Origin of the sequence: Massilia sp. CF038, assembly GCF_900129765.1 — a bacterium.
GTDB lineage: Bacteria > Pseudomonadota > Gammaproteobacteria > Burkholderiales > Burkholderiaceae_D > Telluria_A.
In genome coordinates this window covers 888,593-904,407 of sequence record NZ_FQWU01000001.1, presented here as the reverse complement: position 1 = coordinate 904,407, position 15,815 = coordinate 888,593, and the positions used below count along the sequence as shown (strand labels likewise).

Below are 15,815 nucleotides of genomic sequence, written 5' to 3'. Positions count from 1 at the left end.
CTCCCCTAAAGCTTGAACGATGCGCCGACATTGAGCGCGCTGTTGACGACATTGGTGGTGGCCATCACTTCCTTGACGATCTGGTAAGCCATGAACAGCGTGTGGCCCGGATTGGTCAGCTTCAGGTCCACGTAACTGAGCACATTGAGCGTCAGGTCAACCTTGGCGCGGGTGGGATTGAGCAGCGTGTCATAAGCTTCCTCGGTAATACTGAAGCTGCTGACGCGCACCGGCAGCACCCGCGTCGGCCCCCACACGAACAAGGTCAGGGGCGCCTCGGGCGGAATGATTTCAATATTGCCGATCTGGGCCAGCGCGATGTTGGCAATCACGCCCACGCTCTTTGGGTACAGCAGCATCTCCAGCGCCGCTAGCGTGGGCGACACGCCCGAGATCATCGCCAGTGGATTGCCCGCTTCCAGCTGATCGGTCGCGTCCACCTCGACGCTGAGGGTGATGGTCTCCTTCGGGGGGCCGGTCAGGCGAAATGCCTCGGCGCGGTCGCTGCCGTCGCCGCCGCCCGTGGAACGCGCTTCCAGGCGGCGCGTCATGGTGTCCGGGTTGTACTGAAACACGACCACGCTGGCGAGCGGGTTCAGTGGATCGAGTCCGATGATGGCGCCCTTGATCAGGCGCGGGCTGCCCGGAAAACTGCTCATGATCGCTCCCCTGTGCGGTCCGTGCCTTGCATGCGGTCAGCCAGCTGTGTCATCTGATCCTCTTATTGGAAAGGCACCGAGCCCGTTTCGGGGCAAGGCATGCAGGCGCGCCGGCTGATGGAGCCGCGCATCCCCGCCACGGCCGAACACAAAGTGGCCCGGCCCATCGGGTGCGCCATGCCAAAGCCGGCGCTGATCATGGCCGTGTCCTCGGGCGGATCCCAGCGCGCGCTGGACAGCAGCTGGGCAAACTGGGAACCGAGCTGCAGGCTCAGTTCCGAGAAGCCGATAAAGCGCCCGATATGGGCGTAGAACAGGTTTCCCGGAACGTCAGCGTTGAAACATGATCCGGCCGGATGGGGGCACAAGGTAATGGAACTATTGCAGTTGACAGGACAATGGGGTGAGGTCACGCCACTTAATACATTGCTCTTGAAGTCGTAGCGCCGTCCGGTGCCGACCAGGGCCTTCCAGGCAAATGAGGCTGATGCGATCAAGCCGATGATGTGCAACGGCATGCCGCTCCCGAACGGGTTCAGGGAGTCCAGGCCCGCGCGGACCAGCTCTGCCTGACCAGCGAAGGAGGCCGAGATATGGCGCAACGGCACCGGAAAAGCAGGCGTGCTTGGCGCGTGGCTGCGAATTGCCTGTGCTTCCACCGCGGCGCCGACGGCGCCTTCCGCGATCAGGTTCGCCGAGTATCCCTCCGCGGCAGCGAGGGCCGCGGCCGTTGCCAACGTTGATTGGACCGCCAGTACGGCGGGATCTGCTTTTGCCAGGCGCACCTGGTCCACCAGCCAGTTGGTGACATCAGGACCGCACACATTCTGTGGACCCGGATCGGGACGAACCACCTCCACATTTGCAGCGCGCCAGAAGTCCGGGCCCGGTGGCGCTGTCACCCCACCGTGCTTGAACGTGGCGGCCACGGGCAACCCGGCGGCGCGCAGCAGGGTGGCTACCTTGTTGGCGCGGTGGCACGACAAGTCCATATTGAAGGCGGCATCGCCCTCCCCGCTGGCAAAGCCATGGACGTTGATCGTGCTTCCTGCCGGTACCGTGGCAACAAAGTCCGCTACTGCCGCGGCCCCTGTATGGAACACGCCCGGTGTTACCTCGACCGACTTCAGATCGTCGCAGTTGACGTCGAACAGAAAGTGATGTCCCACCACGCCAGCGCTACTGGGCGCGCAATCGGGCACCGCCGCGCCCAAGGCGGCCGGGCCGCAGGTGCGCGCTATGCGCGCGGGCAGTGCATCCAGCCTGGGCACGGCCCGCCCTGCCAGCACGGCGTCTGCTGCCGCATCGGCCTGGCGCTCGCTGGCGTCGCCGGGGGCGCTCACGGCAAGCTGGGTCTGGGTACCGCTGACGTGGCCGGACTGCTGCACCACATGCGCCAGTTCATGCGCCAGCAAGCGCCGGCCATCGGCACTGGCCGGGTCATAGCGGCCGGCGCTGAATGTGATATCGCTGCCGCTGGTGTAGGCCAGCGCACCGAGCGAACGCGCTGACGCAGCTGCCGCAGCGTCGGTGTGCACCCGCACGCGTGAGAAGTCGTGACCGAACCGGCTGCTCATGTCAGTTTGCACCGCCGGTACCAGGGCCTGGCCGCCCTGGGGGGCGGGCGTCTGGGCGCTGGGGTTGCGCGCGTGCGGCTTGGCCGCGCAGCTGCGGCAGGTGGCGCCGCCAATGCTGGGCGAACCGCAACTGCTGCACTTGCGCTGCAGGTAGCGGCCTGGCGAATTGGGAGCCGCGGCTGCAACAGCCGGCGCGCGGGCGGCGACCGTGTTCATGGCGCGATCCCGCCGTAGACCGATTGCGCGATCTGGCGTCCCAGCTGGACCGGGTCGGCGCCAGCAGTAATTTCAATCGGCGGGCCGTCAAGCTGGGATAGCAACGCGCCGCGCGCCAGCCCGGCACCAACGCCGCCTTCACTGAGCAAGCGGCTCAACTCTGCTTCGACAGACGCCTGCAGCAGGCCGCGCTGGCTCGAAGGCAGGTCAACGCCGGTCAGTATCAGGCGTTCCATGTGCAGCGAGATATTCATTGCGCACCTCCGCTTTGCACCGGCATTGGCTCGATCCAGCGCAAGTCGGCTTCATTGACAGGTTTTTCCAGCTTGCGCAGTTCAGTGCGCGCCGCCTCCAGCAACAGCGGCATGCTCACATCCACGCCACGCCCGGCAGCGAGGAAGGCCGTATTAAGCGCAATGTTGTGGATGCTGCCCCCGGTCAGATTCAGGCGCGCGAGCCGCTGGTAATCCAGCGCAGCGAGCGGCGTTTTGGGCGGAAAAGCATTCTTCCAGATGGCCACGCGCTCGGCCGGGCCTGGGAACGGGAAGTTGATCACAAACCGCAGCCGGCGCAGGAAGGCGGCATCGAGCGAGGTTTTCATGTTCGACGCCAGAATCGCCAGGCCGCGGAAGGCCTCGATCCGTTGCAGCAGGTAGTTTACTTCGATGTTGGCGTAGCGGTCATGACTGTCGCGCACTTCGCTGCGCTTGCCGAACAGCGCATCGGCTTCGTCGAAAAACAGGATGGCGCCACCATCTTCGGCTGCGTCGAACAGGCGGCGCAGGTTCTTTTCGGTCTCGCCAATAAATTTGCTGACCACGGCCGACAGATCGATGCGGAAGATCAGCAGGCCGAGTTCGCGCGCGATGACTTCGGCGGCCATGGTCTTGCCGGTTCCGCTTTCACCGGCAAACAGCACGCTGATACCCAGACCACGGTTCATGCGGTCGCGAAAGCCCCACTCGTCGTATACCGCCGTGCGCGAGCGCACCTGATCCACCACTTGACGCAGCAGATTCTTTTCAATCTCCGGTAATTCGAGATCGTCCCAGCCTGCTTTGGCGTCGACCACCTTGGCCAGCTGATCGAGCGCCGGCCGTGCGCGGCGCAGGCTGACACGCCATAGCGCCTGCCCCAGATCGGCGCCATCGTCCACTTCGCGCAAGGCGCTTGCCGCCAGTTGCCGGATGACGGGCAGGTTGAAGCTGAAGTGCGATGACAGGTGCTGCGCGTGTGCCTCTCCCACGTCACCGAGGGCAGCGCGCCACGCGGCATTCTGTTCGCCCGGGGCTGGCCGCGCGACCTCGAACGACAGCGCTTCACGCATGGCCTGCGGGGACGGATCGCGCGCATCGAGCATCAGCATGCCACTGTCGCGTTCCACCAGCCGCGCCAGTGCCCCTGCCTGCGGGCCGGCGCGATCCATTTCGCTGGCGTCGATCAACAGTGCCAGCGGCAGCAAGGCACTCTCGCGCCGCCACAGGCGAATCAACAGTTCCAGCTCTGCCGTGGCCACGGGGAGCTGCTCGGCGCGCATGCGATACAGCGACAAGCCAACCCGTTGTGCGGCCGCCTGGGCGACCAGTTGTTTGGCCTGACTATCAGTGCCTAGCAGCTCGACCACAGGCACCGCCACGCTGGCCGCCCCGCGCTCGACTTCCGCGCCAATGGCGTCGGCAATTTGCTGCTGGCTGGGCGGCAGCGGTTCGCCTGTTGCCGGCACGGCGGTCAGCAGCGGTGTCAATGCGTCGTCCAGGTAGTTCAAGCCTTTGACATAATTGACGATGCGTTCATCCGCGCGCAGGGCGGCGCCAATCAGCGGCTGGCCTGGTCCCTGCACCACTTCCAGCAAGCGCCAGTGCCGCAGTGGGCGCAGCGGCGAAAGCACATCCCAGGCTGGATCATCGAACAGCTTGAGCGCCAGACCAAAGGTGGGGTAGGCTTTTGCTGGATCGCCCTGCGCGCGTGCGCACAAGGGGCCGATGCGCGAATCGAGTTCGATCGCACAGCACAGCAGCAAGGTCATCGACTCAAAGCGCGACAGGTCCATCCGCGCTGCCAGCACTAGCAAGGCGGGCGGCGGCTCAGTCTGTTCCGCTTGGCGCATGGCATCGGGCATCTCCGCCTGCGCTGCTGACGGTGGCACGGGGTTATCGGCTGCGCCGGGACCAGGCAGGCTTTTGAGCGGCGGGTTGGCGCCACTGGCAAACAGGCGGCCGAGCACGGGCCGAGCACGGGCAGGCGGCGCAGCCGTTGCCGGTGCGGCCGGCGCGGCGCTGGCCGGGCTGACTGGTTCGTTCTCGCGCGCCAGTTTCCCCAGACGCTCGCGCAGCCAGTCCAGCGCCAGCGCGAGGTAGTTATCGTTGGCCGCCAGCCAGTTGTCGAATTCCGGTGTCATACGGTCACCTGCTGCGCGGGATCGAAGGACGGCAGCGCCGGGTCGCCAGTGAAAAGAACCGGGATGCTGTCAATCCCGTCTACCCGCAGCCGCACCAGGTAGGTGCCTGCCGCCACGGCCGGGACCACACACGTGATGGTGGTCGGGGTTTCCAGATAAGTGGGCGCGAGCGGATCGGGATTGGCCACGCTTTGCGGCTCGATCTGGCTGTCGCCAAACACCACCAGCACGCGTTGTCCCTGGCGCACACGCGGTGCGCAGGTCAGCGTCAGGACATCGCCCGCGCTCACCAGCGGCGCGGTTGTGCTGTTGGGCGTGACTGTGACAACTGGCGCCAGGGCGAACGACGCCGTCGCGGCGCCGTGCCGTGCCGGCAAGCCGAACGGGCGCGCAATTGCTGACACGGTGTACGACCCTGGCGCCCACTTTTCGTAAGCCTGGGGATCGTCGGCCAGCGCCGGCAGCACCACGTTGGTCACGCCCGACGGCAAGGCCTGCATGGGCAATTCCACCAGTGGTGGCGCCAACGGCGCTGGCGCGGGCGGCAAATGCGGCTGCGGCGGCATCAGACTGGCAAAGCGCAGCACCACGTCGGCGCCCTGCATGCCGCTACCGGTGACGGCCAGGACCTCGCCCAGACGGCCAGCAGCCTGCCGGTTTGGCGCCTGCACATCCTGCAGCAGTGGGCCGCTGCCGGTCACTGCGTCCACGCCCTGATCCTGCTGGCCGCGGCGCAGCACCGGCAGTGCGGCGCGGCCGGCCTGCTGGCTGTCGATCAGGACCACGGCGCATTCGTACGCCGCCGAGATGCGGTATGCCGTATGGAAGGTCGCCCACAGACGGGACATTTCATCGATCGACAAGGCCAGCGGCGTGATCCGGATCCGCTCCACCTGGTCGGCCAGATTGCTGTCCCCCAGCGCATCGCGGATTTCCTGGCGCCCGAGAATCGCATGATCGTGCAGTACGCTCATGGCGCCGCCCATCAGCAGGTTGCCAGAGGCGGTGTCGTCGTTGTCATTGTCGCCGCGCGCATAGGCGGTAACCAGATAGTGCAGATTGAGCGCCAGTGCTGGCGGTGCGACTTCGCCGGGGCGCACCTGGCGCGGCATGTCCATATTGCGCCATGCCGCGTTGATGACGGTTTGATACAAAAAGACATTGAGCTGGGGCGGCCGCGTTTCGCCCTTGCGCGCCATGTCCGGCGGCACCGTGGTCACGGTCAGCGCGCCCAGGCCACTGATCAGTTCCTGCACCGGCGCGGTCAGCAGATTGCGCAAGGTGGCCGTGACCGCGCTCATGGCGCGCGCATCGCTCATCGCATCCCCCGTTCTTTTTGCTGTGCCAGGAATTGCTCCAGGCTGAGCGACGCTGTTTTTGCCTGGCTGCGTGCCGGTGCAGGCGGCGCATTGACGGCGCGGATTTCCACGCGGCCGATCGATACGTGAATGACGCTCTGTGGCGGCGTGCTGTCCGGCTCAGGCCTTGCGCGTTCCTCGCTGTGCACCACCGGCTGCGCTGCTGGACGCAGCGACGCGCGCGGCCCCGGCGCCAATGCCACAAGTTCGCGTCGCGTGGGCGAGGCTGGCGCTGCGGGCGCCACGATTGGTTGCGGTAGGTCTCGCCTGGCTGGCGGCTGCGCTGCCGCATTCACCACACCGGCTGTACGTGCCGCCACCGCGGGCGCGGTTGGAAGCGCAGGCACGACAGCTTTCGCCATCCGCCTTGGTGCGGGCTGCGCTGGCGAAGATGGAGATGCAGGCGGCGTCACATGCAGGCTTTGGGCAACTGGGATGGGCTGCAAGCGTGCCGGCGGTGCGTCCCCCGCTGCCGGCGCAGGCGCCACAGGATGCCGCGCAAGGGGCGCCACGTGCTTGCTGCGGACTGCTTTCGGCGCCATCTCCGCGGGCGCAGGCAGATCCGGTGCGACCGGTTTGTGCTCCGTAGCCGCGGGCGCAGCTTCCTGATCGCGGCGCGGCGAAGTCGCTGGCGCGACGGCTTGCGCCGCAAGCGGTGCAGGCGGCGCAGGCGGCGCCACAGCGGCCATGCGATGCATGCGCGCCGGGCGGGCCTGGCGCGGCGCAGCAGCAGCTTCGGCCGATTCCTCCTGCTCGATTTCGTGCTCCGGTTGCGGCACTGCCGGCAGGCCGGGCGCCTCGGGCTCAAACCGCGACGGCAGTCGTGGCACCACGGCGGCGGCCAGTCCGGTCTCGCGCGACACCAGCGAAACGAGGTAGTCACTCACAGCCGCACCATGTCGAGATACATGCTGCGCCGGCGGGCGCTCAAACTAAGCACGTCGGCCTCGCTCCAGCCATAGGCGCGCGCCAGCGTGTGCACGTCGTGTAGCGTTCTGCGGGCCCAGGCATCAACCTCCTTCCACAGAAAGGCGCCGATATCAAGCAGGTCGTCCCAGCCGTGGCCACAGGCCGGACAATGCAGCGACAATTCAATCTGCGCCAGCGGATCGGCTTCGGCCATGGCAGCGCCAATGGCGCTCAAAGCGTCCGGCGACAACTGCTCGAAGGTGAGCGCCCGGCCGTCGCACTCGGCCCGCAGCAGGCAGCTGCGCAGCAGCGCTGCCGGCGACGGCGCGGCATCGGGAAGCGTCAGTGCAATCAGGTCGGCGCTATTGGGCAAGCGGCAGGTCATTCTGCAGCTACCTGACGCCACCTGCAGTTCGGCCGGACGTGCATCGTCCAGGTCATGATGCGCAACAGGACAGATATCGTCAACCGAGCAGGCTACGTCCAGCTGCTCGGCGCAGACCGGGCATTGGGCCAATGCGGCCATGCGCTCGCCAAACAGCAGGCGCCGCAAGCGGAACAGGCGGGCATCGCGCCGCCCCACCGGCAGTTGCAGCAGCTGCTCGGGCGCCGCCTCGCATGCACAGGCGAGCAAGGCGACCGCACGGCGTGCCGGCCCCTGCTCGAGCCCCGACTCCCATGCCTGCAACAACTTGTCGGCGGTCGGGGCATGCATGATGCTCAGCCTTGGCCGTTGAGGGTCGGTTCAGCCGGTTCGGCCACTTCGCGGTCGCGCTCCCAGCCCTCGTTTTCCAGCTTGATGGTCTGAATCGCCACGGCATTGGCGTTGGCATCGAGGTCCGGCAATGCCTGGTATTCCGATACCCAGCAGCGGAACACCTTGTACGCCAAAGCCAGTTGTCCAGTCTCGTTGTAGACCTCGATGATGATCTCCTTGCGGAAGTCCTTGAGCGAGGTTTCTGCGCCCAGGCCGGTGCCGAAGCTCCACACCTTGCTGGCCCATTTTTCGAACTCCAGATCGTGGGTCACGCCACGCTCGATGGTGATGGCTTCGAACTCGGTGCGGCCGGGCGACTTGCGGCTCGATGATGGATCGCCGCCTTCGCGGTGCTTGACCACTTCGGTGGTGCGTTTCAGGCCGCCGACCTTGCTGACGCCGGCCACATAGCGGCCATCCCACTTGACGCGGAATTTGAAGTTTTTGTACGGATCGAATCGCTGTACATTGACGCTGAACTGGGCCATCTCATCCTCCTGTTAGGTCTGGATCTGCCCAGCGATTTGCTGGAGTTTGATCACAACGAACTCTGCTGGTTTCAAGGGCGCAAAACCCACCACCACATTGACGATGCCGAGATTGATATCGGTCTGGGTGGTGGTCTCCTTGTCGCACTTGACGAAGTACGCTTCGGCCGGAGTCTTGCCCTGGAAGGCGCCCTGACGGAACAGGTTCTGCATGAACGCGCCCAGATTCAGGCGGATCTGCGCCCACAGCGGTTCGTCATTCGGCTCAAACACCACCCACTGGGTGCCGCGGTACAGGCTTTCCTCGATAAACAATGCAGTGCGGCGCACGGGAATGTACTTCCATTCCGACGCCAGGCGGTCATCACCCTGCAGGGTACGAGCGCCCCAAACCACGCGGCCTGCCGCCGGCATCGCGCGCAGGCAGTTGATCCCGAGCGGATTGAGCTCGCCGTTTTCCGCGTCGGTCAGGGCCACGCTCAGCTGCGGCACGCCGACCAGGGTGGCGTCGAGTCCGGCCGGAGCCTTCCACACCCCGCGCGTATTGTCGGTGCGCGCAAAGATGCCGGCCACGGCCCCGCACGGGACAAAGTCTTCCAGCTGATTGTCGTGCAGCGGGTTGGGCTGCTTCAGCCGCGGGAAGAACAGCGCGGCATTTTTGCTGTTGGTGCCCACGCTGGCCACGCCGGCCTTGGCCGCATCCTTGTCGGTCCAGCTGGCGATCGGGTCCACCATCAGGATTGCGCGCCGGTGTTCGCAGTAGCTGCCCGCTTCGGCCACCAGGCTGGGGTCGACATTGCCATCGGCCTTGTAAGGTGGGATGCACAGCATGTTGAACAGGTCAGCCTTGCGCAGCGCGTACAGCCCCTTCTTGTCATTCTGTTTGCCGGGTCCGGTGAAATTGGCTTCGATCAGAGGCGCGCCGTTCGAGGTTTTTTTGGCAGCGGCCAGCGCCGTGCGGGCCGTATCAACGGCACCGGCATCGGGCGGGTCCAGCGCCAGCGCAGCTGCCAACGCCTGCTCGGCGCGGCTGATATTGTCAGTCGCGATGGCCGCCAGGTCGGCTGTCTTTTGCTTGACGGCCGCCTTGGCCGCGTCCACCGTCGCAGGCACCTGCGGATTGGCTGCCAGCGCCGCTGCCAGCGCATCCTGGGCAGTCTTCAGCGCGGCCGATGCGGTGTGCAGACCGGCGATGTCGGGCAAGGTACCTGGCGGATACGTGCCTCGCCAGCGCAGCAGGCGCGATTCCAGCGCCAGCACTTTGTTTAACTGGCGCGCACTGGCGATCACGGTCAGGTTGCGGAATTGTTCGACCTGCAGCGGCACCCCGCTCGCGCCCACTTCCGTCACCGTCATATTAAACAATGCAGTCTTTGCCACGCCCATTTGCATGGCCACCTGGTCCGACACCTGGGTGTCGATGGCAAAGCGCAGATTGCCGCCCCAGCCACCCTCGTAAGCCGCTTCGAAGGTGAAGTTGCCAACCGTGAGCGGGGTGCGCGCCGGCACGGGCGGCACGGCGCCTTCGTCGGCGGCGCTGGGATTAAACAGGCGCACGATGATCGCCTGCCCGCCGCCGTTCATGTAGAAGTCGCGCACGGCGAAGCCAAGTGTGCTTTCGACCCACAGGCCGCCGAAGATGCGCTCGAAGTCGCCGTAGCTATTAATGACCACCGCTTCATCGGTGGGACCGCGCAGCGCCCGGCCAACAAACGCGGCGATGGACGTGGCCACGCCGGTGATGGTGCGCACGCCGCTGGGAATTTCCTCGATATAGACGCCTGGGTAACTCAATGTCGAAGGCATGTTGCCCTCCATCAAAAGTATGCAGCGGGGAAGGCAGCGGGGTGGCAACCGGGCTAGCCTTGCGTTTTAAACATTGTTAAATCCGAAAAGCGAGACAGGCCGATTTCTGGTGCGCTCTGACAGGTGTTTCCCTGTGCGGGCGCAAACGAGCTCAACCATTATGGAACTGCAACATCGATGCACTTTGATGTGGATCAAGTAACATATTAGCGAGGCAGATGTTATCTCCGCAACAACTTTTATAAATACAGTAGTTTCGAACTACGCTAATGAACATCGAGTACTGGGACATTCAGGTACTATTTAGTTAAATAGTTGCATCTGATCAAATTAACCCACGCTGATGGGGGGTTCCATGGATACACAAAATACTGACACCAACCGTTTCCTGTCGACTGGCGTCAAGGGCCTCGACGAGATTCTTGGCGGCGGCCTGACCAGCGACCGCCTGTTCCTGATCGAAGGCGAACCTGGCACCGGCAAGACCACGCTGGCCCTGCAGTTTTTAAATGAGGGGGTGCGCCGCGGCGAATCCGTCATTTACATCACGCTGGCGGAAACGCGGGTCGAACTGAAAGCCGTAGCGCAGTCGCATGGCTGGTCCATGGATGGGATCCAGGTCGAGGACATCATCCCGAACGAGGAAATCCTGCACCCCGATCAGCAATTCACGATCTTCCATCCATCCGAAATCGAGATGGGCATGACGACCCAGCGCATTCTCGATGCAATCGAAAAATACAAACCTTCGCGGGTAGTGCTCGATTCGCTGTCAGAGCTGCAGCTATTGGCGGAAAGCCCGCTACGTTACCGGCGCCAGGTGCTCGCGCTCAAGCAGTACTTGTCCGGCAAAGGCTGCACCACCCTGTTCCTGGACGACCGCACGGCGCTGTCGGGCGACTTGCAGGTGCGCAGCGTGGCGCACGGCGTCATCACGCTTGAACTGATCAACCAGGATTACGGCTCCGAGCGGCGCCGCGTGCGCATTGTCAAATACCGCGGCATCGCGTTTCGGGGTGGCTCGCACGACTATAAAATCGTCACTGGCGGCCTGCAGGTCTATCCACGCCTGATTGCCGCCTACACGCGCGTGAGCGCCACACGCAAACAGCTCTCGAGCGGCATTGCTGCACTCGATGCGCTCACCGGGGGCGGCCTGGACGAAGGCACCAGCACGCTCATCTCCGGGCCGCCCGGCACCGGCAAGTCGTCGCTGTGTGCCCAGTATGTGTATGCGGCCAACCAGCGTGGCGAAAAAGCGGCCATGTTCCTGTTCGAGGAAGCGAGCAACAACCTGATGCTGCGCTCTGCCGGGCTGGGGCTGGATCTGCAGCCGTCGATTGACAGGGGCCTGCTGACAATCCAGCAGGTCGACCCGGCCGAAATGGCACCGGGCGAATTCATGCAGGCGGTCACCGATGCCGAGCGCCGCGGCGCCCGCGTGATTGTGATCGACAGTCTGAATGGCTATTTGAAAGCGATGCCAGACGAGCGCTTCCTGACCACCCATATGCACGAGCTGCTGACCTATCTGGGCCAGCGTGGCGTGGTGACCATTCTGGTTGGCGTGCAGCCGGGGGTGATTGGCGGCTCCATGTCGACCACCGTCGACGCCAGCTACATCGCCGACAGCGTCATCATGCTGCGCTACTTCGAAGCGCGCGGCAAGGTGCGCCAGGCGATCTCCGTTTTCAAGAAACGGGTCGGTTTGCACGAGCGCAGCATTCGGCTGTTCTCGATGAGCAGCGCGGGCATCAAGGTAGGCGATGTACTGACGAATTTCCATGGCATTCTGACCGGCGTGCCGACGTTCGACGAAAACCAGTGCCATGTCCTGTTCGACGAGGAGACCTAGACAGTCATGGAAAAACGTGTCCTCATTTATGCGCCCAGCGGTCAGGATGCCGTGCTGGCGGCCAAGCTGCTGTCGATGGCAGGGGTCGATAATCTGATCACCGAAACATCGACCCATCTGGCCGCCGAACTGTTGATCGGCGTGGGCGCCGTGCTGACAGTGGAAGAAGCGCTGTCGAGCGGAGGACTGAAGGTGCTGGGCGAATGCGTACAGCGTCAGCCTGCCTGGTCGGATCTGCCCATTGTGCTGCTGACCAACCGCGGGCCGGACTCGCTGAGCGTGCGCCAGGCGATCGCGGTGCTGGGCAATGTCACCTTGCTGGAGCGCCCAGTGCGTACCCTGACCCTGATCACGTCGCTGCAGTCGGTGCTGCGTGCGCGTGAAAAGCAGTACCAGGTGCGCGAGACCGATCGCCGCAAGGATGAATTCCTGGCCAGCCTGGGGCACGAACTGCGCAATCCGCTGGCGCCGATTCGCACCTCGATGGGGGTGCTGGCGCACCTGTATCCGGACCAGGCGCCCGTCAAAAAAGTGACCGATGTGATCGAGCGCCAGGTTACCCACCTGACCCGGCTGGTGGACGATCTGCTCGACGTGGCGCGCATCAACAGCGGCAAGATCGAGTTGCAGCGCGACTTCACCACCTTTGCCGCCGTGATGGGCCACGTGACCGAACTTTGCACCGCGCCAGCCGCTGCACGCCGCGTGAAGATTGATTTCGCGCTGCCGGAAGAGGAGATCGTGCTTTACGCCGACTATGCGCGCGTGGTCCAGATCGTCGCCAATATTTTATCGAACGCCGTCAAGTTCACGCCGCCGGAAGGCTACATCAGCGTGCGCGCCACGGTCGATGGCGACACGCTGAAAATCTATATCCGCGACACTGGCATTGGCCTGGAAGCAGCCGCGCTGGGGCGTATCTTTGCCATGTTCGAACAAAGCCGTCCGCCCTCAGGCCAGATTGCCAGCGGTCTCGGGATCGGTTTGTCGCTGGCACGCCAGTTCGCCGAAATGCATGGCGGCAGCGTCATCGCCAGCAGCGAGGGACTGGGCAAAGGCAGCGAATTCGCAGTGACGCTGCCGGTGGTCTCACAAACAAGGCCGGACCAGCAGCCGCAAAGTGAAACCAGTATCGGCCAGAGCGACCAGCGGCCCAAGATACTGGTGGTGGACGACAATCGTGACGCCGCCGATTCGCTGCAAGCCTTGTTTGAAATGGAAAACTGTAACGTCGCCACCGCCTACGATGGCTTTGAAGCGGTGCAGGCGGTAGAACAAGCCATGCCCGACATGATCGTCATGGACCTGGGCATGCCCAGCATGGACGGCTACGAAGCTGCGCGCCGCATCCGCAAAAAGCCTGGGTCGAAAGACGTATTGATGATCGCCCTGACAGGCTGGGGCCAGAGCGACGCGCGCCAGCGCACGATTGAGGCAGGCTTCGACCATCACTTGATTAAACCGGTCAATTTCGACGAGATCAAACGCCTGGCCGACGGGCGCCTGAAGCGCCAGCCATTGCTGCGGCGCGTGGTCTAGCTGGCTTTAGAAGGCGCCAGCTCTTCCAGCACGCGCACCAGGCGTGCCATTTCCACCGGCTTGACCAGATGCGCGTCAAACCCCGCATCGAGTGCAGTGGCACGGTCGTTTTCCTGCCCGTAGCCAGTCAGGGCCACCAGCCGTACTGCACGCGTGGCCGGGTCGGCCCGCATCCGGCGCGCCACCTCGTAGCCGTCAATGCCAGGCAAGCCGATATCGACCAGCGCCACATCCGGCTGCACGGCCAAGGCCTGACGCAAGCCGTCATACCCATCAGCGGCGCTGGATACCTGGTAAGCATTCGATTCGAGCATCAAGACCATCATTTCGCGGCCGTCCTCGTTATCTTCGATCAGCAGCACATGCTGGCGCGCGCCGGCCGCCGGTGACACGGCGGGTTCCTGTGCCGGCGGCGCGGCAACGGCCGGCAGGCGCAGTTCGAAGCAGCTGCCCTGCCCCGTTCCCTGGCTGTACACGGTCACGCGCCCGCCATGCATCAAGGCCAGTTGCCGCACCAGCGCCAGCCCGACACCAAGCCCGCCCTGGGCCCGGTCCAGCGTACGCGTGCCCTGCACAAACAGGTCAAACACAAACGGCATCAGCTCCTGCGAAATGCCGATCCCCGAGTCGGCCACGGCCAGCACTGCCTCGGCCCCTTCGATACGCACCGCGACGTTGATGCTGCCGCCAGGGGGCGTGTACTTGAGTGCATTGTCGATCAGGTTGGCGATGATTTGCTCAAGGCGGGTCGGATCGGCGTCAACCCAGACCGGCTCGGAGGCGACGCTGATTGCGTGCCGCCCGCCGCGCTCGGACTCGGTCACTGCCGCCATGTAGTTGTCCACCGCCGCGTCGAGACGCAAGGCGCGCCGCTCGAGCAGAATTTTGCCGGAGTGGACGCGCCCCATGTCGAGCAGATCGTCGATGATGCGCGTCAGGTGTCCACTCTGGCGCGCGATGATGTCGCGTGCGCGCGCGTTTGCCTCGGCCCCGCCGGCGCTATGGGCCATCACGCCGGTGGCATTGACGATGGCAGCCAGCGGGTTGCGCAACTCGTGGCCCAGCATCGCCAGAAATTCATCCTTGGCCCGATTCTGCTGCTCGGCCACGGTGCGCGCCTGATGCTCCCGTTCGAACAGAATTTCGCGCTCTTCTTCGGCCACCTGGCGTGATGCTTTTTCCATGCGCACCACGGCAGCCGCGGCCACAATCGCGTCCTGCACTTCATCGACCTCGATCACGCCCGAGACTTCGGACGGCCCCAGTTCCTGGTCGTGTTCAAGCGCATGCGCCGAGCGCGCAGCCTGGGCAATCGAATGCGACAGCCGGCGCGCGAAAAACAGCGCCGCACCGGCAGCGCAAGCCACTGCCGCCAGCAAGCCGAACATCGACACCATCAAGGCCTGGCGTGCAGCCGATTCGATTTCCGCTTCCGGCACGCCGACTGCGACCGTCCAGCCGGACAGCGCCGAGCGTTCCAGCACCGTGTACAGCTTCAATCGGTCTTCGCTGGCGTTGCGGATGACGCCGACGGTCTTGCTGCGGATCGCGTCGCGCAAATCCGGCTGGGCGTCCCCCGGCGCCTCACCGTCCTTGCCGTGGGTATGGGCGATGGTGATGCCATTGCGGTCAAACACGCCGGCCAGCCAGCCGCTGGGCGCATTCACATTTCTGAGTACGCCATTGAAATGCTGGATCTTGAAACCTTGGGAAATGACGTAGCGGGTGCCGTCCGGTGTTTTAACAGGCAGATCGACCACCACCAGCAGGGCCTGGGTCACAACGCCGCGAATCAGGTTCGACACTTGCGGTTTGCCGCTGGCGAGCACCTGCGCGACGCGCGCTGCGCCATCGCCCGGTGGCATGGGCGTACCAAAAGGCACGGCCGTGTTCATCAGCAGCTCGCCCTTGTCATTCAACAGCGCGGTCCAGGTGGTGCCGGGACGGTCGGCAAAATGGGCCTGCTGGTAAAAGCCGGCCATGTCGCCACTGGCGAGATACGGCGAGTTGGCCAGCATGCGCAGCGCTGATTCGGTATTGGTCAGTTCGCGGTCGATGCTGACCAGCGAAATGCGCGCGGTTTCACGCACGCCCTTGAGCGCGGCATCGCGCTCGGACTTGAGCAGCATGTTCAGCGAAATGGTCGAGAACAGGATCACCGGGATCAGAATCGCCGCCACCATCAACGCAAGATAGGTACGGATCTTCATGGCGGCACGGGGCAATTCATGGGACGGTGGATTTCCGGGCAAA

General features: G+C 64.5%; 12 protein-coding genes. 2 read left to right on the top strand and 10 right to left on the bottom strand.

The window, feature by feature from the left end:
* Positions 1-5 precede the first annotated feature (5 nt).
* The 9 genes from BUC24_RS04080 to BUC24_RS04040 all read right to left on the bottom strand — a co-directional run bounded on the left by BUC24_RS04080 (position 6) and on the right by BUC24_RS04040 (position 10,168).
* Positions 6-659: a hypothetical protein gene (locus BUC24_RS04080; protein ID WP_073212834.1), complete on the bottom strand. Its 654-nt coding sequence runs from the start codon at positions 657-659 to the stop codon at positions 6-8.
* A gap of 62 nt (positions 660-721) precedes the next feature.
* Positions 722-2,452, bottom strand: a complete 1,731-nt coding sequence (locus BUC24_RS04075; protein WP_073212833.1) for an eCIS core domain-containing protein — start codon at positions 2,450-2,452, stop codon at positions 722-724.
* Positions 2,449-2,706: a hypothetical protein gene (locus tag BUC24_RS04070; RefSeq protein WP_073212832.1), complete on the bottom strand. Its 258-nt coding sequence runs from the start codon at positions 2,704-2,706 to the stop codon at positions 2,449-2,451. The genes BUC24_RS04075 and BUC24_RS04070 overlap by 4 nt, the downstream gene beginning before the upstream one ends.
* Positions 2,703-4,850, bottom strand: a complete 2,148-nt coding sequence (locus tag BUC24_RS04065) for an ATP-binding protein (protein ID WP_073212831.1) — start codon at positions 4,848-4,850, stop codon at positions 2,703-2,705. Before BUC24_RS04065 ends, BUC24_RS04070 begins: the two co-directional genes overlap by 4 nt.
* Positions 4,847-6,169, bottom strand: coding sequence for a Pvc16 family protein (locus BUC24_RS04060; RefSeq protein WP_073212830.1), 1,323 nt, complete (start codon positions 6,167-6,169; stop codon positions 4,847-4,849). The genes BUC24_RS04065 and BUC24_RS04060 overlap by 4 nt, the downstream gene beginning before the upstream one ends.
* On the bottom strand, positions 6,166-7,095 hold the full coding sequence (locus BUC24_RS04055; RefSeq protein ID WP_073212829.1) for a hypothetical protein: 930 nt from the start codon (positions 7,093-7,095) through the stop codon (positions 6,166-6,168). The genes BUC24_RS04060 and BUC24_RS04055 overlap by 4 nt, the downstream gene beginning before the upstream one ends.
* Positions 7,092-7,832 carry a T4 family baseplate hub assembly chaperone gene (locus tag BUC24_RS04050; RefSeq protein WP_073212828.1) on the bottom strand — a complete coding sequence of 247 codons (741 nt, stop codon included), beginning with the start codon at positions 7,830-7,832 and terminating at the stop codon, positions 7,092-7,094. Before BUC24_RS04050 ends, BUC24_RS04055 begins: the two co-directional genes overlap by 4 nt.
* A gap of 5 nt (positions 7,833-7,837) precedes the next feature.
* The gene (locus BUC24_RS04045; RefSeq protein WP_073212827.1) at positions 7,838-8,362 is read right to left on the bottom strand and encodes a phage tail protein; all 525 of its coding nucleotides are present in this window, start codon (positions 8,360-8,362) and stop codon (positions 7,838-7,840) included.
* 12 nt (positions 8,363-8,374) lie between these two features.
* The gene (locus BUC24_RS04040) at positions 8,375-10,168 is read right to left on the bottom strand and encodes a phage tail sheath family protein (protein ID WP_229448017.1); all 1,794 of its coding nucleotides are present in this window, start codon (positions 10,166-10,168) and stop codon (positions 8,375-8,377) included.
* Positions 10,169-10,523: 355 nt separating this feature from the next.
* On the opposite strand from BUC24_RS04040, the gene BUC24_RS04035 reads away from it, so the two are divergent.
* Positions 10,524-12,023, top strand: a complete 1,500-nt coding sequence (locus tag BUC24_RS04035; RefSeq protein WP_073212825.1) for an ATPase domain-containing protein — start codon at positions 10,524-10,526, stop codon at positions 12,021-12,023.
* Between the two features lie 6 nt (positions 12,024-12,029).
* Complete coding sequence (locus BUC24_RS04030) at positions 12,030-13,562, top strand: hybrid sensor histidine kinase/response regulator (protein ID WP_073212824.1); 1,533 nt, start codon at positions 12,030-12,032, stop codon at positions 13,560-13,562.
* Here the strand turns inward: BUC24_RS04030 and BUC24_RS04025 are convergent.
* Complete coding sequence (locus BUC24_RS04025; RefSeq protein WP_073212823.1) at positions 13,559-15,772, bottom strand: hybrid sensor histidine kinase/response regulator; 2,214 nt, start codon at positions 15,770-15,772, stop codon at positions 13,559-13,561. The two genes, BUC24_RS04030 and BUC24_RS04025, sit on opposite strands and share 4 nt — an antisense overlap.
* Positions 15,773-15,815 lie beyond the last annotated feature (43 nt).